The 21,630-nt window shown below is 60.3% G+C and carries 19 protein-coding genes; 9 read left to right on the top strand and 10 right to left on the bottom strand.

From position 1 onward, the window contains the following. Window positions 1–6: 6 nt before the first annotated feature. On the bottom strand, window positions 7–957 hold the full coding sequence (locus tag HNQ65_RS25600) for a phosphatidate cytidylyltransferase (RefSeq protein WP_184344549.1): 951 nt from the start codon (window positions 955–957) through the stop codon (window positions 7–9). A 77-nt stretch (window positions 958–1,034) separates the two neighbouring features. On the opposite strand from HNQ65_RS25600, the gene HNQ65_RS25595 reads away from it, so the two are divergent. The 3 genes from HNQ65_RS25595 (at window position 1,035) to HNQ65_RS25585 (ending at window position 3,091) form a co-directional block, all read left to right on the top strand. After that, window positions 1,035–1,898, top strand: a complete 864-nt coding sequence (locus HNQ65_RS25595) for an alpha/beta hydrolase (RefSeq protein ID WP_184344547.1) — start codon at window positions 1,035–1,037, stop codon at window positions 1,896–1,898. A gap of 98 nt (window positions 1,899–1,996) precedes the next feature. Beyond that, window positions 1,997–2,596, top strand: a complete 600-nt coding sequence (gene pgsA, locus HNQ65_RS25590) for a CDP-diacylglycerol--glycerol-3-phosphate 3-phosphatidyltransferase (protein ID WP_184344545.1) — start codon at window positions 1,997–1,999, stop codon at window positions 2,594–2,596. 33 nt (window positions 2,597–2,629) lie between these two features. Next, entirely contained in the window at window positions 2,630–3,091 is a 462-nt protein-coding gene (locus HNQ65_RS25585) for a RidA family protein (RefSeq protein ID WP_184344543.1), read from the top strand. A gap of 66 nt (window positions 3,092–3,157) precedes the next feature. On the opposite strand, the gene HNQ65_RS25580 is transcribed toward HNQ65_RS25585, so the two are convergent. Next, complete coding sequence (locus HNQ65_RS25580; protein ID WP_184344541.1) at window positions 3,158–3,616, bottom strand: hypothetical protein; 459 nt, start codon at window positions 3,614–3,616, stop codon at window positions 3,158–3,160. Window positions 3,617–3,760: 144 nt separating this feature from the next. After that, window positions 3,761–4,534 carry a DUF3313 family protein gene (locus HNQ65_RS25575; protein ID WP_184344539.1) on the bottom strand — a complete coding sequence of 258 codons (774 nt, stop codon included), beginning with the start codon at window positions 4,532–4,534 and terminating at the stop codon, window positions 3,761–3,763. A 193-nt stretch (window positions 4,535–4,727) separates the two neighbouring features. Between HNQ65_RS25575 and rseP the strand changes: the two genes are divergently transcribed. Together rseP and HNQ65_RS25565 are read left to right on the top strand one after the other, a co-directional pair. After that, window positions 4,728–6,254 carry an RIP metalloprotease RseP gene (gene rseP, locus HNQ65_RS25570; RefSeq protein ID WP_184344537.1) on the top strand — a complete coding sequence of 509 codons (1,527 nt, stop codon included), beginning with the start codon at window positions 4,728–4,730 and terminating at the stop codon, window positions 6,252–6,254. Between the two features lie 12 nt (window positions 6,255–6,266). Next, on the top strand, window positions 6,267–7,436 hold the full coding sequence (locus HNQ65_RS25565) for a glycosyltransferase family 4 protein (protein ID WP_184344534.1): 1,170 nt from the start codon (window positions 6,267–6,269) through the stop codon (window positions 7,434–7,436). A 114-nt stretch (window positions 7,437–7,550) separates the two neighbouring features. Here HNQ65_RS25565 and HNQ65_RS25560 read toward each other — a convergent pair whose 3' ends face one another. The 7 genes from HNQ65_RS25560 to HNQ65_RS25530 all read right to left on the bottom strand — a co-directional run bounded on the left by HNQ65_RS25560 (window position 7,551) and on the right by HNQ65_RS25530 (window position 18,340). Beyond that, window positions 7,551–7,925, bottom strand: coding sequence for an ArsR/SmtB family transcription factor (locus tag HNQ65_RS25560; RefSeq protein WP_184344532.1), 375 nt, complete (start codon window positions 7,923–7,925; stop codon window positions 7,551–7,553). 239 nt (window positions 7,926–8,164) lie between these two features. Continuing rightward, entirely contained in the window at window positions 8,165–10,294 is a 2,130-nt protein-coding gene (locus HNQ65_RS25555) for a TonB-dependent receptor family protein (RefSeq protein ID WP_184344530.1), read from the bottom strand. 152 nt (window positions 10,295–10,446) lie between these two features. Beyond that, on the bottom strand, window positions 10,447–11,598 hold the full coding sequence (locus HNQ65_RS25550; RefSeq protein ID WP_184344528.1) for a PepSY domain-containing protein: 1,152 nt from the start codon (window positions 11,596–11,598) through the stop codon (window positions 10,447–10,449). 15 nt (window positions 11,599–11,613) lie between these two features. Further along, window positions 11,614–12,306 (bottom strand): Fe2+-dependent dioxygenase, encoded by a 693-nt coding sequence (locus tag HNQ65_RS25545; RefSeq protein ID WP_184344526.1) that lies wholly within the window; start codon window positions 12,304–12,306, stop codon window positions 11,614–11,616. A gap of 12 nt (window positions 12,307–12,318) precedes the next feature. After that, window positions 12,319–14,601 (bottom strand): TonB-dependent receptor, encoded by a 2,283-nt coding sequence (locus tag HNQ65_RS25540; RefSeq protein WP_184344524.1) that lies wholly within the window; start codon window positions 14,599–14,601, stop codon window positions 12,319–12,321. Window positions 14,602–14,818: 217 nt separating this feature from the next. Next, the gene (locus HNQ65_RS25535) at window positions 14,819–17,122 is read right to left on the bottom strand and encodes a TonB-dependent receptor (protein ID WP_184344521.1); all 2,304 of its coding nucleotides are present in this window, start codon (window positions 17,120–17,122) and stop codon (window positions 14,819–14,821) included. A 120-nt stretch (window positions 17,123–17,242) separates the two neighbouring features. Then, window positions 17,243–18,340, bottom strand: a complete 1,098-nt coding sequence (locus HNQ65_RS25530; protein ID WP_184344519.1) for a hypothetical protein — start codon at window positions 18,338–18,340, stop codon at window positions 17,243–17,245. Between the two features lie 160 nt (window positions 18,341–18,500). On the opposite strand from HNQ65_RS25530, the gene HNQ65_RS25525 reads away from it, so the two are divergent. The 4 genes from HNQ65_RS25525 to HNQ65_RS25510 are packed head-to-tail and all read left to right on the top strand — an operon-like array spanning window position 18,501 to window position 20,988. Beyond that, window positions 18,501–19,316 (top strand): energy transducer TonB, encoded by an 816-nt coding sequence (locus tag HNQ65_RS25525; RefSeq protein ID WP_184344517.1) that lies wholly within the window; start codon window positions 18,501–18,503, stop codon window positions 19,314–19,316. Between the two features lie 44 nt (window positions 19,317–19,360). Then, complete coding sequence (locus tag HNQ65_RS25520; protein ID WP_184344515.1) at window positions 19,361–20,002, top strand: MotA/TolQ/ExbB proton channel family protein; 642 nt, start codon at window positions 19,361–19,363, stop codon at window positions 20,000–20,002. An 8-nt stretch (window positions 20,003–20,010) separates the two neighbouring features. After that, the gene (locus HNQ65_RS25515; RefSeq protein WP_184344513.1) at window positions 20,011–20,439 is read left to right on the top strand and encodes a biopolymer transporter ExbD; all 429 of its coding nucleotides are present in this window, start codon (window positions 20,011–20,013) and stop codon (window positions 20,437–20,439) included. Window positions 20,440–20,442: 3 nt separating this feature from the next. Then, the gene (locus HNQ65_RS25510) at window positions 20,443–20,988 is read left to right on the top strand and encodes a hypothetical protein (protein WP_184344511.1); all 546 of its coding nucleotides are present in this window, start codon (window positions 20,443–20,445) and stop codon (window positions 20,986–20,988) included. Window positions 20,989–21,630: the final 642 nt, after the last annotated feature.

Here is a 21,630-nt window from a genome sequence, read left to right as displayed (position 1 = left end):
CCGGCTTCAGCGTCCAAAGAAATAGCTCGTGGCGTGGAAAAACACCGGCGCGGCAAAGGCCAGGGAGTCAAACCGGTCCATAAAGCCGCCGTGGCCGGCGATCGCCCCGCCCCAGTCTTTCACCCCTCGGTCACGCTTGATGGCAGACATCACCAGCCCTCCTGCAAAACCCATCACTACCACGAGCGCCGCCATCGCCGAAGCCTGCAGCGGGGAGAAGGGCGTGGCCCACCACAGGCCAGCTCCGAGCGCCGTGGTCGTCAGACCTCCACCGATGAATCCCTCCCACGTTTTGCCCGGACTCACCGTGGGGGCTATCTTGTGCTTCCCGCAGGTCTTGCCCCACACGTACTGCATCACATCGCTGAGCTCCACGACCGCCACAAACCAGAAAAGCAGATTGGCCCGCGGCTCCTGCCAGCCGGGTACATCCACCCAGAGCAGTGCTGGCGCGTAGCTGATGCAGTACACGCAGACCATCAGGCCCCACTGTATCTTGGCCGTGCGCTCCAGAAAATGATCACAATCTCCTGCGAGGGCGGAGCGCAGCGGGATGAAAAGGAAAGCGTAGACCGGGATCAGGATGAGAAACAGGATGTACCACCACGTGGCCAGAAAGTAATAGTGCAGCGGCGTGATGACGAAGAACACCCAGAACAGCGTGCGGTGGTCTCCGGGCCTCGTGGGCGTCAGGGTGATGAACTCCCGCAGCGCCATGAAGGAGCTGATGCCAAACATCAACACGGTGCCCTTGGGGCCCACAGCCAGTGCGGTGGCAAAGACCGCCACCATGCCCCACCACGCCCGGGTGCGTGCATTCAGGTTGGCCACCGTGGCCTTGGCGGCGTCTGTGGCCGCTTTTCTGGCCAGTGCCCGGCCGATGACCGAGGCGAGGACGAGCAAAACCAGCGTACCCAAAAGCAAACGCCTCAGCGCGGGATCGGAAAGAGCAGCCATAGCTGCGCAAGATTCACGGCCATTCCGCTTCTTTTGCAAACTGGTTTGCTCCGCAGTCGTTCTAGCGCCCTTCGAATATGCGTCACTTCGTCCTTTCTCTTCTATTCTGTCAGCTCGTCTCTCTGCCTGCCGCAGAGCCCATCAGCCGCATTTACAAAAAGGTGGGAGAGCGCGAGCTGAAGCTCACCATCGTCAATCCGCCAGACTGGAAAAGCACCGATCAGCGCCCGGCGCTGGTGTTCTTCCACGGTGGTGGCTGGGTGGGCGGCGGTCCAACCCAGTTCACCCAGCACAGCGAGTACCTGGCTACGCGCGGCATGGTCTGCATTCAGGTGGAGTATCGTCTGATCAAGAAGGGAGATGCTGGTCCGCCCATCGACTGCGTTCACGATGCCAAATCCGCCATGCGCTGGGTTCGCGGCCATGCCGCAGAGCTGGGCATCGACCCCGCCCGCATCGGAGCCGGTGGCGGCAGCGCCGGTGGCCATCTGGCGGCATTCGTCGGCATGGTGGAGGGGCTGGATGATCCACAGGATGATCTGAAAATCTCCCCCAAGGCCAACGCGTTGGCCTTGTTCAATCCGGTCTTCGACAACGGTCCCGACCAGGGCTGGGGCCACGCCAGAGTGGGAGAGCACTACAAGGAATATTCTCCAGCGCACAACATCACCGCTGATGATCCGCCCGCGATTGTGTTTCTCGGCACCCAGGACAAGCTCATCCCCGTGGCAGTGGTCGAGCGCTTCAAGGAGAACATGACCAAAGCAGGCGTGCGCTGTGAGGCCGTCTTTTACGAAGGACAAGGGCATGGATTCTTCAATCCCGGCAAAGGCGGCAAAGTGCAGTTTTACTACGAGACCCTGCTGGCCACGGATAAGTTTCTGACTTCTCTCGGCTGGCTCAAAGGCGAGCCGACGCTGCAAAAACCCTCCGGCCCCTGACCACGGCTGCCTGGATTCACCACGGCAAAGCTCTTTCGTTGCAGGCCTGTCGTTGACAGCAGGGGGATTCCTTCGCTAGACAGAGAAGCCCAACCCGCATGAACCTGCCCAACAAGCTCACTCTCTCCCGCCTCGTCCTCACGGCGGTGTTTGTGGTGTGCTTTTATATTCCTTGGGCCAACACCGTGTCGCTGGCCCTGCTGGTCTTTGGCGTGGCCTCCATCACCGACTACTACGACGGCAAGATAGCGCGGGCACGTGGCATCGTGACCAACTTTGGCAAGCTCTTCGACCCGCTGGCAGACAAGATCCTCATCGCCGCCGCCTTCATTCTTCTGGCCTCCGACACAAACATCCCCGAGGCCTCACGGCTGCCTGCGTGGATCGCCATCGTGATCCTTTCGCGGGAGTTTTTTGTGACTGGTATCCGGCTGGTGGCGGCAGGGCAGGGGGCGGTGCTGGCCGCAGAGACGTTGGGCAAGCACAAGATGCTCTGGCAGATCCTCACGGTCATCTACTTCATGATGCGCCAGGCTTCGGGAGAACCCATTTTTGGTTTCACCCATGCGGCCTTCACAGCCAGTCCGGAGGTGGAACGCATGGTTGCTGCAGGGGTGATGTACTTCACCACACTGCTCACCCTGGTGTCTGGTTTCAGTTATTTTTGGAAGAACAGGCACATGTTTGACGATGCCTGAATCCAGTCATTTCACGAACTCCCCCTGACCTCCATGAGCGCAGAACAGCAAATCACCACCCTCGGACTCACCCTGCCATCAGCCCCACCGCGCGGCGGTGTTTACAAACCGGTCGTGATCGTCGGAAACATTGCTTACGTTTCAGGTCACGGCCCCTACCTCGGAGATGGGGAATACCTCACCGGGCGAGTTGGTGCAGATCTCACCCTCGAAGAAGGCAAAGCCGCCGCCCGGCAGACTGCCCTGGCCCTGCTCGCCACGCTGAAAAGCGAGCTCGGCAGCCTGGACCGCGTCAAGCGCGTGGTGAAGCTGCTGGGTATGGTCAATAGCACGCCCGATTTTGGAGATCATCCCAAGGTCATCAATGGTTGCAGCGAGCTCTTTGGCCAGGTGTGGGGTGAGGAGAACGGCATCGGTGCCCGCAGTGCCGTGGGCATGGGCTCCCTGCCAGGAAACATCGCTGTCGAGATCGAGGGCATTTTCGAGCTCCAGTAACGTGGCATGAAAAACCCGCGCTGTGCTGCCACAGCGCGGGTGTCAAAGTAGGAGCTGAAGTGCTGATCAGAACCAGCACGATCCCAGCCCGAGGCCGATGCCCCAGTTAAAAGGCTGGCCAAAGCCGTAGCCACCACCCCAGGGCCGGTTGGTTCGGCTGTAAACGGAGGAGGAACTGCGGCTGTAGTAGGGGCTGCTATACAGACTGTTCGAGTAATACGGATGCAGCTGGTACGAGCGCGGGTAGATGGAGGCCGGTCGGCTGTTCACTGGCCGGGCGCCGTAGTAGCGCTTCCCGGCATCATTGCCACGGATCACGTAGTAGTAGTGGTCGCGGTTGGCACCCAGCGCACTGGAGGACAGGTCACCGATCGGGCCGCGACCCGTGTAGCGGTAGGGAATGAAGGTGCCCGCATATGGGCCCGACGAGTTGTAGCCGTAGCCATACGGATACTGGCAGGAGGTCATGGCCAGCGAGACGCCGACCAGAAGCACCAGAAGGGATGAGAGAGACTGCATTTTCACGGCGAGCGGGAGTTAGTGACTGGATTAGCCACAAAATCCCCCGCACTGGCAACGTTTTAGCCTGAGGTCGGGCAAAGTATAATTTCGCCCAAATGGAGTCGCTCTGGATATTATGATGGAGAGCGTTACAAATCTTAGGATTTCTTAAAATCCAATGATCTGGAATGGCATGCTGTCCTTGATCTGCTTGTCATCGGGCGTGCTCATCAGCTTCTCAAACTGTGTGGCCCATTCCCGGATGGCAAACTTGGCCTGTCCCGTGGGAAACAGCTCCTGCGGGAAGAAAAAGAACAGGGTCTTGGCCTCTTCTTTGTCAGCAAATTCGAAGTAAGATTTGCCTGTCTTGGGTTCTGTCAGGACACCTTCGATGGCAATGGTGCCACGCGAGGGTTTGCCCAGCACACTGCCTCCCACCATGGGCAGGGTCACCAGATCCACCGCCTCACGCACCACGAGGCCGGAGTAGGTGTTGGGCTCCCACTCGATGATGGAGAGTTTCAGGGTCATCGCGTCCTTGGCCGGTTCGTCCACGACGGTGAAGCGAGACTTTTTGTTCGCTTTGAAGGCGCTGACAAATTTGTCATGCGCGTAGGTCAGCAGCATCTTCATCTTGGCGTCGCGGCGTTTTTCGCTGAACTCCATCTGGGTGAACTTCTGCTTCATGGGGCGCAGCTGATCCGAAACAACCGGGGCGATGTAGATGGTCTTCACCTTCTCGGTGGCTGCCAGCACGCGCTTGTCGGTCGTCCACCAGTTGCCGATGAAGGGAGATCTTTTACGGTTTTCCTTCAGTTCACTGGCATGGGGCAGGAAGCCTGTAGGTTTCACATCGACTGCGGCCACCACGCTTTTGGCGGTACGGCAGGAAATCATCATCCAGGGGATGAGCAGCATGAGGATGGCGCGAGTCAAAATCATGGTGATAGGGGCAAGAGGCTACGGGGATACGCCTGACAGGCGGGGATGGCAAATATTTCACTCCTTAGATTTGTCATAAACTTCCCCACATCATTTGCGCCACCCGTGGGGGGGTGTTAAATTTTCGCCTGCATCAGGCGAATGCGTGGCAATCCCGCTGCTCTCCTTCTGATCCCCCCCAACCTCCGTTTCTATGGCATGGCTTTCCTCTCTCGGCACCTTTGGTGAGATGATTCGTTTCATCATTCTCATCCTGGAGGTGATCTTGGTCTTCAACCTCATGATCGTCGTGCACGAGTGGGGCCACTTCCTGGCAGCGCGCTGGCGTGGTCTGAAGATCGACAAGTTTTACATCTGGTTTGGCAAGCCCATCTGGAAGAAAACCATCAACGGCGTGGAGTACGGCCTCGGCAGCATTCCCGCTGGTGGTTTTGTGGCACTGCCGCAGATGGCGCCCATGGGCGGCCTGGAGGGCGAAGCCAGCACCGAGCAACTGCCTCCCATCACCCCTCTGGACAAAGCCATCGTCGCCTTTGCCGGCCCCCTTTTCAGCTTCATGCTGGCCTGTGCTTTTGCCGTGTCGGTCTGGGTCGTGGGCAAGCCGGAAAGCGAAGCCCACACCACCACCGTCGTGGGTTATGTGGCCAAGGACAGCCCGGCCTCCAAGGCGGGCATCCTGCCTGGAGACAAAATCCTCAAGGTGGACGGCCAGCCGGTGAAGCGCTTTGAAGGTCTGGTGGACAGCGTCCGCTGGGGCGTGGTGGCCAGCGAAGGAGACAAAATCGAGGTCGAGCTGGAGCGCGCAGACAAAGGCGTGATGAAGATGGAGATCGATCCCAAGGCCTGGCCCAAGATCGAAGAAAAAGCTGAGCCTGCTTCCTGGTGGAGCTCTGTTTTCAAGCGCCCTGAGCTGCGCACCGTCGGCTGGGAAGGCCAGATGACACCCATGGTTGGAGGCGTGGCCAAAAACAGCCCCGCAGACGAGGCTGGCATCAAGCCCAATGACCTCGTGCTCCGCGCGGATGGCAGGCCTCTGCGCAGCATTGGAGATCTTGGCGACTACATCCGCGCCAACCCGGGGAAGAGCATCACGCTGGACATTGAGCGCGAAGGAAAAGTCATTCAGATCTCCGTTCTCCCGCGCATCCCCGACAAGAACAATCTCAAGGAGGTCACCGAGGACCATCAGGAATACCCCATGGTGGGCGTGGCCTGGGACGTGGAAGGCAAGCGCACTCCCACCACCATCACCCCCTGGGAGCAGATCAGCGATGCCGTGCGCCACATGGGCAATCTGGTGTCCAAGCTCATCTCTCCCAAGTCCGACCTCAGCCCTGCGCATATGAGCGGTCCCGTCGGTGTCGGCCGTCTTTACTACAAGCTCTTCCAGCATCCCGATGGCTGGCGCCTCGTGCTGTGGTTCAGCGTCGTTTTCAACATCAACCTCGCCATCCTCAACATGATGCCCTTCCCCGTGCTGGACGGTGGTCACATCACCATGGCCATCGCCGAGGCCATCCGCCGCAAGCCACCGCAGGGCAGGATCCTCGAATACGTCCAGACCGCCTGCGCTCTCATGCTCTTTGGTTTCATCATCTTCGTGACCCTCAAGGACACCGGAGACATCTTTGGCGGTGGCAAGGACAGCGGAGGCAAGGCATTGAAAATCGAATGGCTCTCCAAGGAGCAGCGTGCTGCCCTCCCTGCTGCGGGCGCGTGATGTCCGCAGGCCATGCGCGTCCTCATTCTGGTGGAGAACCTCCCCGTGCCCTTTGACAGGCGCGTGTGGCAGGAGGCCTGCGCGCTGAGGGATGCCGGGCATGAAGTCACCGTCATCTGCCCGCAGATGCGCGGCTGCACTCAGCCGGAGGAGGTGCTGGAGGGCATTCAGATCTACCGCCACTGGATCAGCGGAGAGGCTGGCTCACTTGGCGGCTTCATCACCGAGTACGCCTCCGCTCTGTGGGGGGAACTCACCTGTGCGCTGAAGGTCTGGAGACGTGGTGGCTTTGACATCATCCATCTCTGCAATCCGCCCGATCTGCTCTTTCTCGTGGCCCTGCCCTTCAAGCTGCTCGGCGGTGTGAAGGTCATCTTTGATGTGCATGATCTCTGGCCGGAGATGTTTGAGGCCAAGTTTGGCCGGCGTGGCCTGTTCTACTGGGCGGTGCGCCTGGCAGAGCGCTGCACACTGGCGCTTGCAGATGTCGTCATCGCCACCAACCAGAGCGTGCTCGCTGCTGTAAAAAAGCGCGGCCGCTTGCATGATGACCGCGCCTTCGTCGTCCGCACCGCGCCGAATCGCATGAATGCCGGCGCAGCTCCAGATGCTTCTCTCCGTGCCGGGAAAATGCATCTCGTGGGTTATATTGGTGTCATGGGCAGTGCAGACGGGGTGCAGTATCTCGTGCATGCCGCCGCTCATATCCTCAAGACGAGGGGGCGTGCGGACGTGCACTTTCTTCTCATGGGCTCGGGGCCGGAGCATGCGGACCTCCTGGCGCTGCGGGATCAGCTCGGCCTGCAGGATCACATCAGCATGCCTGGGCGCGTGAGCGATGAATTTCTCTGCCGTGCCCTCAGCAGCATCGACCTCGGCGTGGCCTGTGATCCCATCAATGCCTACAACGACCACTGCACCATGAACAAGGTGCTGGAGTACATGGCCTTCGCCAGACCCGTCGTCATGTTTGACACCGTGGAAGGGCGCTTCTCCGCAGGAGATGGTGCGGTGTATGTCGGTGAAAACTCCGCTGAAAAGCTCGGAGATGCCATTCTTGCCCTCCTCGATGATGAAGCCCGCCGCCTGGCTCTGGGTGCCGCCGGGCATGCACGCCTGACACAGGAGCTGAACTGGGAGCGCAGCGTGGAGCAGCTGCTGGCGGCTTATCAGAAGGCGTAAGGTTTTCCTGGCTCAGCCGCTGCTGAGGAAAGCTCAAAGTGGGAGTTCAACGTGCGTGGCAGCCTGGAGCGGTTGACAAGGCGGTGCAAAAAAGTCCTGAACCGCATGGTGGGGTCATGCCATTTCAGGTGTCCCGGTTTCCCCGGCGGGTGTTTCTGGCGGTGCCCGTTCCACGAGGGAGGCGGGTTTGTCGAAGCTGCCTTCCCACATCTGACGGTGGCGTTCGATCCAGTTCACGGCTTCGTGGAGGGGTTTCGGATTGGCGGTGATGTAATGGGTGCGGCCATTAATTCGGCGCCTGAGCAGCCCTGCATCCTCAAGCACACGCAGGTGTTTGGAGACGGCCGGCAGGGACATCTGCAGCGGCTCCGCCAGCTCTCCCACCGTGGCTTCGCCATCGATCAGGCGCGTCAGCAGCCCGCGCCGGGTGGCGTCGGAGAGCGCGGCAAACACGAGGTCTAGGAGCATCGGCTTGGGGGTGCGTCTCATGGAGAATCGAGTGGATGCTGCATACCAGACTGGCAAGCGGGCTTGCGGCATACGCTCAAAGTTGAAGATCGGTTTATCCGGAGCCTTTTGCTGTCGGCGTTGATCTCCCTATCCGTCCTCAGTTTTTTCAACAGCGTGCGCGCTTCTGCATCTACGCTTCGAAAGGGAGACGAGATGTCCCTGCGGGGTCGGAACACCACTTCCGCGCCCCGCAGGTGTCTGATCCAACCTAATTCAGATCAAAATTTCAAGCTGCCGCCGACGTAGAAGTTGCGGCCATAGGCAGGGATGATGCCACTGCTGTTGACGAGTGAGTAGTAGTGCTTGTCGAAGACGTTGTTGAGGCCGGCCATGACGGAGAAGTTTTTGCCGATGGGGACTTCGGCGGTGAGATCCCAGGTGGTGTAGGCGGGAATGTCGAAACGGCTGTCCGCGTTGTCACTGCCATTGTGGCGGGCCATCAAGGTGCCGAGAAAGGCGATCTTCAGGCCGCTCTTGCGTTTGTAGATCGCGCCGGTGCGGATGATGTAGGGCGGTGCGTACTGCGGGCGCCCGCCGTCGTTTACGCCGCCGGACAGACGGGCTTCGAGCACGGAGATGTTGCCGTAGAGATTGAGGGCGCCGAGGCGCTCGCCGCGATGGGTGCCATTGAGGGCATCGAGCCCGCCGATGATGTCGAACTGCGCGGCGCCTTCCCAGCCGTAGTTGATGCTGCGGCCGACGCTCTGGATGTTCACGCCGGCGGTGCCCAGCTTGTCATCGAGATCCACGAGGAACAAGGAGGTGTCATAGCTGAACCAGGGTTTGGGATTGCCACGGAGGCCGAGTTCATAGCTCCAGCCCTGAGATGGGGCCACATCGCTGGCTGTACCACCTGCGGCAGGAATCAGCGACTGGCCGAAGGTGGTGGCACGGTAGCTCTGGGAGATGTTGGCATAAACAGCGGTCTGGTTGCCGAGATCGTAGGAAAGACCGAGGCCGAAGAGCGGCTGCTTGTCGAACTTGCTCGCATCACGCTGCGTGGTGGCGACACCAATGTTTTTGACGGTGATGTTTTGATTGATCATCTCCATGCGGAAGCCGGGAGTGATGGTGAGGCGGCCAAAGGTGAACTTGTTTTCAACGAACATGGAGCCGTAGATTACATCACGGGAGGCGACGGTGTTGACGGTGCCGATGTTGTCCGTCGGATAGGCGCCAGTGGCATCTTTGCGGGGAGAGTGGCACATGTAGAACTGCATGCCTGCGGAGATGGAGTGGTCGCCGCCCCAGAGCTCGTAATCATGGCGGATGCGGGGCTCGATCCCCCAGTTGTAGAACTGCTGATGCTGGATCGCCGACGTATTGGCGGTGACGGTGCCGAAGCCGCCCGTCTGACGGTTGCTCCAGCGGTCGTAGGCGCCAGCCCAGGTTTTCACGCTGAGTTCAGTCCTGCTGGAAAACTTGTGCTGCAGCTCTGCACTGGCGACGACACGGCTCAGGTGGAATCGGTCGGTTCGGCGCACGGTTTGATTGCGGTCGGCGTTGTAGGCCGCTGCGGTCAGTCCGCCGGGTTCGCCATGGCGGTCAGAGCCGGCATCGAGGGAGAAAATCCAGCGTGTGTCGGGGGCCTGCTGGTAGATGAGCTTCAGGCGGCCGCCATCCACGTTGAAATCGCTGTTTGCCTTGCGGAAACCAGTGCCGGAACGGTGGTTAAACCAGCCGTACCAGCTCCATTTGCCTGCGCTGCCGTCGATGGAGGTGAAGGTGGAGTAGAGGTCGTTGCTGCCAAAGATGTGCTTGGTCTGCATGCCAAACAGGCGGTCTGTGCGCGGCATGGAGGAGACGTAGTTCATGGCACCGGCCGGCTGCGGGCCGTAGAGCAGCGAGGCACCACCTCGGACGAAGTCGATGCGCTGGGTGGACTCCAGCGGCGGGGTCCAGTAGGACTCGGGGTAGCCTTGAGGGTCGGCGGCGATGGGGATGCCATCCTGCAGCATCATGAAGTACTGGGCACGATCTGGCGATCCGATCCCACGATAGCCCAGGCTGACCAGCGGAGTGCTTTCTTCGGCAGTGATCAGGCCGGGCGTCATGGCAAAGGCCTGGCTGTAATTGTTTGCCTGCACCTGAGGTAGCGCCTGGATGTTCAGGGAGCTCGCTTTCTTGCCAGCGTAGATCTTGGTGCCCTCGACGGGAGGAAGGTAGGGAATGATGACCTGTGGCTCAGGTTCGGCTTCTGCGGTGATGGTGATTTCAGGGAGCTGCTGCGATGTTTGTCTGGCAGTCTGGGAACGACTGTGAGACGCCAGTGCAAGGAACAGGATGGCCGAAGCAGCGATGATCGGTCCGGCGGAAAGGCGGATAAGAGGAGCGAAAGTCGATGGCATGAGAGTGTTGATACTGAGATTCCGTCGCAAAGAGGGCTGGATACTGAGCGGAATTGATTAACGCTCAAGTCCTTTCTGCGATAGAGTCTCAATTGCAGTATTTTGAGCCTATCTTGCGCTTCCGTTTTTCTTACGGAGCCTCATGGCAGGCGTTACGGCTTAACAAAACGTCGCCAAGCCAGAGCAAAACCGGTCCAAATCAGGATGATGGTACACAAAGTGCAGAGGGCTGCCACTGTTTGGCCAAAGAAGCCAAAGAGCTCGCCGGTGTGGAGAAAGCGGGCATACATGCGCAGCCTGCGGCCCAAGTTCTGCTGCAGGAAGTCATCCGGGCTCGGCAGCACTTTTCCCTGGGATGCATCGAGATTCAGCATGGTGCGGAGATGCACCTGACCTCGGCCGCCTCGGTCCACCATGAGCGAAAATGGGGCCCCAGGCGTCTGCGGCATACGCAGACTCAGAGTGGTCCAGCCAGGCATTTGCTGTTTTACTTGCGCTAGCAGCGGGGCCAGACCCGACAGCGTGGGCATGCTCTTTTCACGGGGGCCGCTTGCCTCGCGGCGGTCAGGACCGCCCGCACCTCGGGGGCCGCCTTCGCGGCGCTCTTTGGGGGGCGGCGGCTTGCTGCCAGCAAGAGTGAATAGCAGGTTGTTGGCCCAGCCGTAGGACATGACCAGCCCTGTCAGAATGATGAACAGCAGCGGCAGCGCACTCCAGAAGCCAAAGACGTTGTGCCAGTTCCAGTTGCGGGCACGGCCACGCAGTCGCGGGTTGAAAAGCAGCACGGCTCGCACATTGACCCAGCGCCATTGGCGGGGCCACCAGAGATAAAGACCGGAGAGCAGCAGCAGCCCAAAGAGCAGGTTGCCAGCTCCCGTGATGGCTTTCCCAGTTTCACGCGGCAGTCCGGTTCCTGACAGAAAGCGGTGCCACTCAGTCGCGGCGTGGAAGAAGTCGCGCCATGCGCGGTGTCCTTCTCCCAGAAACGCGCCCGTGTAGGGGTTGGCATAAAAGACGCCTTCTTTGCCGACGGTCAGGGTCACCGGCATTTCCGGGTTTGCTTTCCATGTGATGCCCGTAGGAACCAGCTCCGGCTTCGCCTCACGCACTTTTGCCACCAGCGTCTCAACATCCAAATGCGCACCACCAGGAGTGACACGCAGATCCCGGTGCGCCCAGTCAAGAATCTGGGTCTCATAGGAGATGAGCAGCCCGGTGACGGCCATGGAGAGGATGACCACACCGGCCAGCAGGCCGATGATGAGGTGACTCCAGAAAATGAGGCGGTGAAAAGTCGGCTTCACAAAAGGGGTAAGGAATCACATTTCCGCCCACTGGCGAAGAAGATTGTGGTACACGCCTGTGAGCTGCACACCGGTCTGCTCGGCGGTGGCGTTGTTGGGCAGGTCGCGGCCCAGGCGCTGGATGGCCAGATCGAGATCAAAAAGCAGCGAGCGCCTGCTGTCATCGCGGATCATGCTCTGCAGCCAGAAGAAGGAGCAGACGCGCGCACCGCGTGTCACAGGCGTGACATGGTGCAGGCTGGTGGAAGGATAGAGCACCATGTGGCCGGGCGGCAGCTTCACGCGCTGCACGCCATAGGTGTCCTCGATGCACAGCTCCCCGCCATCATACTCCTCCGGCCCGGCAAAGAAGAGCGTGGCGCTCAGATCTGTGCGGATGCGCACCGGCAGGCTGCGGTGCTGGCGGATGGCATTGTCCACATGCGTGCCAAACGACTGGCCGCCGGAGTAGCGGTTGAAAAGCGGCGGGAAGATTTGCAGCGGCAGTGCTGCGGCCAGAAAGAGCGGATTCTTGGACAGCGCAGCCAGGATCATCTCCCCCAGCTCACGGGCAGCAGCGCTGTCTTCCGGAAGCTGCATGTTATCCTTGGTCTTGGCGGATTGGTAGCCCGCGGTGCCCTTGCCATCCACCCACTCGGCGGAATCAAGAATCTGGCGTGCTTTGGTGACTTGTTCTGCGGTGAGTACGTCGGGGATGGCAATGAGCATGGGGGTGTGGGGTTAGAACTTGAAGCTGGCTGTCAAAGCTGCGGAGCGTCCGGGGCCGGGGACAAACTGGCCGCCACCCACGCTTCCGACGTAGCGTTCGTCGGCCAGGTTGTAGATGTTCAGGCGCAGGCTGAGTTTCTCGCTGAGCTTGTAGTTGAGCATGGCGTCCAGCGTCCAGTAGCACGGGGCCACGCGAATGCCGGAGGTGGCGGTGGAACCGTTGCTGCTGGTGCGAATGCCCATGTACTGAGCGCCAAAGCCGGCCTGGAACTTCTCGGTGACGTTGTAGGTGGTCCAGAGATTGAACGTCTGGTTGGGCGCATTGGAGAGCGACTGGCCCACGTCGCCGGCGTTGGTCGAGGCCTTGGTCTCGCTCTTCATGTAGGCGTAGCCGCCGAAGACCTGCCAGTTCTTGGTGATGTTGCCGGTGGCGCTGAATTCAATGCCCTGCACGATCTGGTTACCCGCCAGGGTGGTGATGCCGGAGGCATCGGTGGTGCGTGCGTTGGTTTTTTCAGTGCGGAAGAGAGCAGCGGTCAGGGAGAGCCTTTCCTCCAGCACGTCCCACTTGGTGCCCAGCTCATAGGTGCCGGTATGTTCCGGGTTGAGGCCGACGGTACTCACGTTGGTGTTGCTTGCAGCCAGGCCCAGGCCAGCGCCGGAGGCTCCGTCGATGGTGGGGTTGAATGAAGTGCCGTAGCCAAAGTAGAAGCTGCCCTGCTTCACCGGCTTGTAGATCAGCGCGGCCTTCCAGCTGAAAAGATCATCGGCATTGGAGTAGCCAGGGGCATTGCCCGGCAGGCTCACCGTGGCGTACATGTGGTCATAGCGCAGGCCAGTGCTGATCTCCCAGTGTCTGCCGATTTTCATGGTGTCAAAGACGTAGGCGGACACCGTGTAAAGGTAGGCCTCTGTCGGTGCTGGCAGCCCCGGATACTTGCTGGTGATGTCCTGCGCATTGGCCGGAGGCACGGCACTGGGCGGGAGAATGAGGCCGGGGTTGTAGAGATCGGTCAGGGTTGCAATGCCAGCCACGTTGGCGTTCTGCTGGTGCTCCAGGTAAAACTCCATGCCGGTGACCAGCGCGTGTTTGATGGGCCCGGTGGCAAAATCGGCCACGAGATTCGTCTGATTGCCGAACATTTCAGTAAACTGCTGGCGGCGCTGCAACTGACGGTTGAGCACGGTCGTGTATTGATTGCCCACAGCTGCGCTCGTGTCTCGAAGACGTGGCGCCGTGCTCACTGAATCACGGTGGCTGCGCGAATAGCGCGTCACATTCCGCAGACGCACGTCTTTGGTGAAGTCGTGCTCAAAAATGGCCGTGTAGTGGTCGGTCTGGATCTTTTCATAGTCCACGCCGGGAAGACCGTAGAAGGTATTGAAGCTCACCCCGGGAGGCGCCTGGTTTTGATACCCGGCAAGCACGGTGCCCGAGCCGCTGAAGGTGCCGTTGCTGGGGATCCAGGGCAGGCCGTAGTCGGGAATATTGCTTTCCTCCAGACGCTGGTAATTGAGCATGAAACGCGTGTCCGTGCCCAGTCCTGCGCCCAGAGAGGCGGCGATGCCGTAGCGTTCCATCGAGACATCATCGCGCCCAGGCGTGTCGGCCGTGTGGTACATGCCGTTGAGGCGGAAGGCCGTGTGCTCTGACAGCGTCTGGTTCACATCCAGGGTGCCACGGTAGAGGTTGCTGGTACCAGCGCTGACCGTGCCGGAGGCGGAGTCGGTCAGGTTGGCCATCTTGCTGACGGTGTTGATGGAGCCGCCGGTGGAGCCGCGGCCCACGGTCGAGGAGGAGGGGCCTTTGGTGATCTCGACCTGCTCGGTGTTGAAGGGGTCGCGGTTGTAGTTCGCATAGTCGCGCACGCCGTCGAGATAGATGTCGCTGCGGGCGCTGAAGCCGCGGATGGAAAGGTTGTCTCCTGAGACCGCACCACCTTCACCGGCCTGCATGGAGATGCCGGGGGTGTTTTTCAGCACGTCGCGCAGGCTGAAGGCCCCACGGTCTTCGATGACTGCCTTGGGAATGACCGTGATCGTCTGTGGGATGTCGCGCAGCGGCTCGGTGTATTTGGGGGACTGCAGGCGCTGAGGATTGTAAACCGAGCCCGAGGCCTCGATCACGACTTCGGGCATCTCCATCGGGACATCTTCGGTCTTTGGAGCCGGTTTCGTGGCTGCGGTCTGGGCGTCCAGGTTTCCTGCGGCACACAGCAGGGAAGTGAAGGAGAGTGCTTCGGCACCGGATTTGAGAACGCGGCTGCTGAACGAAGGAGCGAGAGTGTTTTGCATGGGGACGGTTCTGGCAAAGAAGGCTTAAACTCTGCTAATGAGATTCATTTTCATTAACATGTTGCGATTAAGTCTCAGCTTCAGACTGCGTCAATCTCGGAACCTAGAAGCATCTTGTGGAAAACTTGCGCGCTTTTGCGGTTTCCTCAGAGAAGGAAAATGGGCCTTGGATCACACGGCTGCCGATCCAAGGCCCACCAGCCACCAACCAACAGGGTCAGAATTTGATGCTTGCCGTAAGGGCGGCGTATCGTCCCATGCCAGGTGTGGCGCTGCCCGTGCTGCTGACGGTGTCGAGGTAGCGGTTGTCGGCGACGTTGTAGATGTTCAGGCGCAGGCTGAAGTTTTGGGTGAAGCGGTAGCTGACCATCAAGTCCGTGGTCCAGTAGTCTGGGATGACACGGGAGGCATTGCCGGAACTGCCGATGATCTTGCCCATGTACTGGGTGCCGCCACCGATCTGGAGATTGTCCGTGATGTTGTAGGTGGTCCAGAGATTGAAGGTGTAATCAGGAGCATTGGGGAGCATCTGACCGAGCTCTGCCGCCGTGGATGAGGCGTTGACCTTGCTGGCCATGTGAGTGGCACCGGCAAAGACCTGCCAGCGGCTGGTCAGCTGGCCGGCAAGTCCGATTTCCACCCCGTCCACGGTCTGGCTGCCAGCGTTGGTTGTGATGTTGGCATTGGTGGTACGGACGTTGGTTTTCTCCGTGCGGAAGAGGGCGGCAGTCAGCGACAGGCGCTCCTTGAACAGGTCCCACTTGGTGCCCAGCTCATAGCTGGTAGCCTTTTCGGGATTAAAGCCCGCGAAGGTGTTGTTGCCGATGCCGCCTGCACCGCCCGGGATGGTCAGACCAAGCTGGCCGGAGTTTCCACCATCTGCCGTGGCGTTGTAGGAGGTGGCATAGCCGAAATAGAAGCTGCCGTGATCCACGGGCTTGTAAACAAGAGCGCCTTTCCAGCTGAAAAGATCGTCGTTGTTGGTAGGACCGGGATTGCTGCCCCCAAAAATGTCATTGGCCCCGGTGTAGTAGTAGCCGTGCTGCACGAAGTGGATGTGGTCGTAGCGGATGCCGCCGCTGAGCTGCCAGTGCTTGCCGAGCTTGACCGTGTCCATGGCATAAACCGAAACTGTGGACAGGTGAGACTCCGCCGCCGCCGGGAGATCGGTGGGGCTGACCCCCTGGATGGTGGTGGTGCGCCGTGGGTTGGCGGCCTGCTGGCCGGGGGTCAGTGCCCCGCGCACGCTGGAGTCGAACAGGTCAGAGACAATGACATTGCCTGCGCGGGAGGCGGTGAGCTGCTGCTCGTAGGCGAACTCCAGACCCATCACGAGGCCATGATGGAGCCTGCCGGTGTCAAAGTCCGCGTTGAGCAGGGATTGGTTGGTGAAGCTCGAGTTGGTCTGTCTCCTGCGCTGATCTTCCAGAACAAGCTGGCTGGTGTATTGATTGCCAGGTGTTGCGGTGTCTGTGTCAATGAAGCGCGGAGCTGCGGTGCGGGCGTCATAGTGATTGCGTGCCCAGCGTGTCGTATTACGGAATCTCAGTGATTTGGAGAAGTCGTGCTCGAAGATCGCGGTGATCATGTCGGTCTGGATCTTCTGGAAGTCGTAGTTCCGACGGGCGTAGGAAGTGTCGAAGCTGACCGGGGCGATCTGGTTGGCAAAGCTGTTCAGGTAGGCGTAACCCCCAACAAAGGTGCCGTTGGTCGGGACGAAAGGCAGGCCGAAGTCGGGAAGATTGTTTTCCTCCTGACGCATGTAGTTCAGTGTGAAGCGGGTGTCGGTTTCCAATCCCAGAGCCAGGGAGGCCCCGATGCCGTAGCGGCTTTGGAAGATATTGTCACGTCCTGCCACGTCATTCGAGTTCCACATGCCATTGAGACGGAGGGCGCTGTGGTCGCCGAGCTTCTGATTGGTGTCCACGGTGCCGCGATAGAGACTGCTGGTGCCGACGGTGGAATTGATGACGGTGGATTCCTGCAGATTCGCCATTTTGCTGACGGTGTTGATGTAACCGCCGGTGGATCCACGGCCCATGGTGGTGGAGGCCGGACCTTTGGCCACTTCCACCTGCTCCATGTTCCAGGGGTCGCGGTTGTAGTTGCCATAGTCGCGGATGCCATCCACGAACCAGTCGCTGCGGGAGCTGAAGCCGCGGATGGCCAGGCTGTCTGCACCGCTGTGCCCGCTGATGCCTTCTCCTGCCTGCATGGAGATGCCGGGAGTGTTTTTGAGCACATCGCGCAGAGTGAAGGCACCGCGATCTTCAATCACCTGCCTGGGGATGATGGAGAGTGTCTGAGGAATGTTGCGGGCAGGCTCCGTGAACTTGGGAGACTGCATGCGCTTGGGATTGTAAACCGAAGCCTCGATGACGACTTCCTTCAAGTCGGTCGGCTTTGTGGTGCTCTTGGTTTCCTCCGCAGGTTTGGTTTCGGCATTTTGTGCAGCCAGGCTGCCTGCGGCGCAAAGGAGTGTGGTGATCGACAGCGCTTCTGAGGAGGACGTTTTAAGCATGAGCGACGGGAATATTGATTGAGGGCGTTGGGCTTTGGCGAAGGCCAGTTAGCGGAAAGGCCTAAAGACCGTCAATAATCCTAGGTGGAGAACCTCGCTCTTGGACAGAAACTGCCCGGTTCAATGCTGTTCTGAGCGCATTTTGATCCGTCCGGCGGCCTGGCTGAGGGATTCCAGCACGGCGAGGAGCCGGTCCATGCCCTGCAGGCCCAGGTCCAGGGGGCCGCGGCGGCGCAGTTCTTCGGCGGCGAGGTTCAGGGCTTGGAGACCTGCCTGGCAGAGGGCCTGGTCCCGAGCCAGGAGGGAGGAGCCGTTTTCGGGATCCAGGACGTCGAGGAGGAACTCGGCCATGAAATGGGGCTGATAGGCCAGAAGCAGGCTGCAGCCGAAGCGGAAGAGCTCGTGACGGAGGGCGTGGAATTGCCCGGGCATGCCGGGTTTTTCCCAAGTGGCGGTGAGATGCATGGCTTCGTCCACTTTGTCGGTGGCCTGGTGGATCCAGTCGTCGGCACGGCTGGTGTCCACGGGGGGAGTCTCAAGCAGCATGGCCACGGCGCGGCAGAAGATGTGGCGGGCCTTGAGCCCGAGCTCTGCTGACTGCAGCACGTGGTGTTCGGTGGAACGACACATCTCCAGGGCCTCCTCTGCGGCATGCATCGCCTCCTGCATGCGTGGTGGGGAGACTTCCAGCAGCAGGGCGGCGCGATTGACCAGGAGGGTGCAAAGCATGGAATTTCCCAGCGGACGCCCGTGGGTGGCGCTTTCCTCCAGAGTCCTCTGGGCGTGGGAAAGGCACTCAAGTGCCTCGTATGTGCTTTCGGGGGTGGCTTGTGCGCGGAGAGCGAGGGAGCGGTTCATCCATGCCAGGGCGAGACGGCTGCGATACTGGGGGTCTTCCTCCAAAGGGAGGAGCTGGAGGTGGTGGATGGCTTCGTCAAAGCTCTGGATGGCAGCGGCGAGGTCGGCGGGGGTGCCGAGGCGGGTGAGGACGTCTCCGCGGTTCATCCAGCAGGCAGTAAGCAGCCAGCGGTAAAAGGAACTGGAATCAAATGGCAACTCGCGGCGGATGGCCAGGGCGTGGTCGAAGCACTGGAGTGCCTCGGGGAGGGCGGAGGGGGTGCCGGCGGTGAGGAGGGCGATGCCGCGCTTCATCCAGACCTTGGCCTCGGCATTGCGAGCCTCCGGGGAGCCTTCGGGGGTGGGATGAGCGGGGGGCATTAAATCGGGGAAAAGGACAATTTTTGTGTCGGATTTGGCAATGGATGCACAATGATGCGACTGAGTCGCAATTGCAAGTTGACATCGTGGCAAACCGTATCAACCTCAGATCCCGCCGCGATTGTCTATGACCTCCACAGCGCTACATTCCCTGCCCGCCATGGGATTTCACTCCACCAACACCGCTGCCAAAGCAGGCTCAGGCTCTGCCATGGTGGCGAGCATTTTGCGGCAGCAGGGGGTGGTGAAGGGGGTGATCATTCTGAGCTGGCTGGTGGGGATCACGGCGAGCTTTCTGACGGTGGGGGTGATCGGGATGTTTGCGGATGACCTGCCGCCGATCCATCTGAAGACGCTGGAGGATCTGGAGGCTGAGAAGGAGCTGCCGATGGTGGAGACCTCCATGGCGGAGCTGATGTCGATGGAGGCGAGTGCGGAGCAGACGGCTGAAGCTGAGCCGCTGCTGCCGACGGAGGTGCTGGAGACGCCTGAGACGCCGATGGAGAATCTGGACCTGCCGGAGATCGCGGAGGCGATGACGATGGAGGACATCTTTGCGGTGCCGACGGCGCCGAAGATCGAGCAGGCGCTGACGCCGGTGGATCCGGTGGTGAAGCCGAAGCCTGCGCCCACGCCGAAGCCTCGCACGACGGCTACTGCGAGCGGGGGGGGCACACAGTCCAGCACGCCGCAGGCAGGTGTGGCGGGCGGCCGTGGTGCGGCTGGCAGCAGCGGCAGGGGGACTTTCCCGGCTCCGCCGTATCCGAGCTTTGCCCGCAGCGGTGGTATGCAGGGGACGGTGCGTCTGAGCATCAGCGTGGGGCCATCGGGCTCGGTGGAAAGTGTGACTGTCATCGGGAGCACGGGCTACAGTGCGCTGGATGAGTATGCCTCCTCCTGGGTGCGGAGGAACTGGCGCTGGTCTGGCGGTGCCGCGAGCCGATACACTCTACCGCTGACTTTCCGCCTGCGCTGAGATATCCCTATTTCATTTTTACTTTTGATCTGATCCAACTTCCCATGCCCATTCTTGCCAACGTTGTCGTCGAGCTTTTTCACAAAGGCGGTCCCATCATGTACCCCATCGCGGTGGTCAGCCTGGTGGCCATCTGCATCTTTGTGGAGCGTGTGTTCTGGTGGGTGAGATTTGCGACGAGGCGGAATTCGAAGCAGCTGGACGAGGTGTATGAGAAGCTGGAGGCGGGTGATCTGGCGAAGGCGATTGAGTTTTCCAAGGGCTCCCAGGATCCGGTGGTGCGCATGATTCATCATGGGCTGAACCACCGGCATACGAGCATGCAGGGTGCGCTGGAAGTGGCGGCCGGGCAGGAGCTGCGGGATGCGGGGCGCTACCTGAGCGCGATGGACACGATCGTGACGCTGGCGCCGCTGCTGGGCCTGCTGGGCACGGTGACGGGGATCATGGGGAGCTTTACAAGCATCGGCAGCAGCGAGCTGGCGGTGGAGAAGGTGACTGGCGGTATCGGTGAGGCGTTGATCGCGACGGCGGCGGGTCTGGGCATCGCCATTGGCACGCTGGTGCCGATGAACTATTTCCATTCACGGCTGGCCGGGCTGAAGTTTGACCTGGAGGCTGCGGCGAACAATGTGCTGATCCTGGCTGCGCAGCATGGTTTTGACAAAGTCACCTCGAAGGCCTGATCCACGCCGTGAAGCTTCATTCCCCACTGCCTGAACGCAAGACGCGGCTGGAGATCATCCCGCTGATCGATGTGATGTTTTTCCTGCTGGCCTCCTTCATGATGGTGAGCCTGACGATGACGAAGCAGCAGACGATCAAGGTGAACCTGCCGGTGGCGTCTTCTGCGCAGTCGGACTTCAAGCCTGACATGATCAACCTGGCGGTGAACGCGACGGGTGATGCGTTTTTTGACAAGGCCGCGATCACGCTGCCTGAGATGGAGCGCAAGCTGGCGGAGCGCTTTGGGAAAGACCCGGCGACGCCGGTGTACATCAGCGCGGATGTGAACACGCGCTATGCAGACCTGGTGAAGGTGCTGGACGCGGCGAAGCGGGTGGGCTTTACCAAGGTGGCGTTTAACGTGAAACCCAACAATGCAGCCAAGACGGCTCCCTGATTCATGAAGCGCCTGCTGAACACGCTGCTGGTCATCATCTCCCTAGGTCTGTGCGCCGTGTGCCTGGTGCAATGGCAGCGCGAGGCGCGGCTGCGCGGGCATATTGCCGATCTGGTGAAACGCCTGGAGGCGGAGAACAATCTGCGGATCGAGGCGGAGCGGAAGGTGCGTGCGTATGAGATGGAGATCGCGCGACTGACGGAGCTGCGCGCGGAGGTGGAGGCGAAGCTGGTGGAGGTGTCGCGTGAGTACAATGATCTTTCCAATGACTCGGTGGCACGAGGCATCACGATCGCGATTTACATGCGGGAGCTGATGCAGATGCAGCGGGGGCTGGAGGCGACGCAGCTGGCGTTTGGCAAGGGCAGCGAGGCGATCAAGAGTCACAACAGCGTGGTGGCGTCTCAGAATAGCGCGATGGAGAAGCAGAACGAGCTGCTGAAGCAGCTGGTGGAGGAGCGGAATGATGCGATCGCGAAGCTGAATGCGCGGACGCGGGAGTTTAACGAGCTGGTGGAGAAGTATAACAAGCTGGCGAAGGGACGGTGAGGGGGGCGGGGGAGTTGACGGTGGTTTGACCGGAGTTCCGGAGGGAGATGGCGGGGTGGGAGACTATCAGACAATGAGACAATCAGATGGGGAGAGGGATGGTGATTGCGGGACAATCGGGTGTTTGATTTTGCCGCATTGGAGCGGACGGGCAGCGGGGGCGGAGATGGTGCGTTGACGGTTGTTTGGACGGGGTTCCAGAGGGGGGGATGGCCGAAAGAGGGGAAAGAGGGTGAAAAAATGGAATGGGGGAAGCCTGAGGGGGGCAATCAGATGGGGCGAGATGGTGATTGTGGGGTGATGGGGGGGTGATATTGTCGCAGAGGAGTGGAGGGGCGGCGGGGGCGGAGAGGATGAGTGGGAGGATGGTTTGTCGTGGTTGTCTCCAATTGCGCTCTTTATGAAGCTGGCCGCTGGTAAGGCTGGTGGTTGATGTTGAAGCGCTTTTGCTTTGGGTGTTTGCGAATGACTGGCATCTTTTCGGTAATGTGCCACCGAGTGACGACCAAGGGGGAAGCCGGACGTGAGTATCAAATTGTCAATTATGTGCACCCTTCTCTGAAAAAGCCGGTCAAGTAAAAAGTCATCGTACGCAGGGGCTGGGGAGTGATTGAGCGCGGATGAATGAGTTCGCCGCAAAGC

Origin of the sequence: Prosthecobacter vanneervenii, assembly GCF_014203095.1 — a bacterium.
In the GTDB taxonomy this organism is placed as follows: Bacteria; Verrucomicrobiota; Verrucomicrobiia; order Verrucomicrobiales; family Verrucomicrobiaceae; genus Prosthecobacter; species Prosthecobacter vanneervenii.
This window is presented reverse-complemented; position numbering and strand designations above follow the sequence as displayed.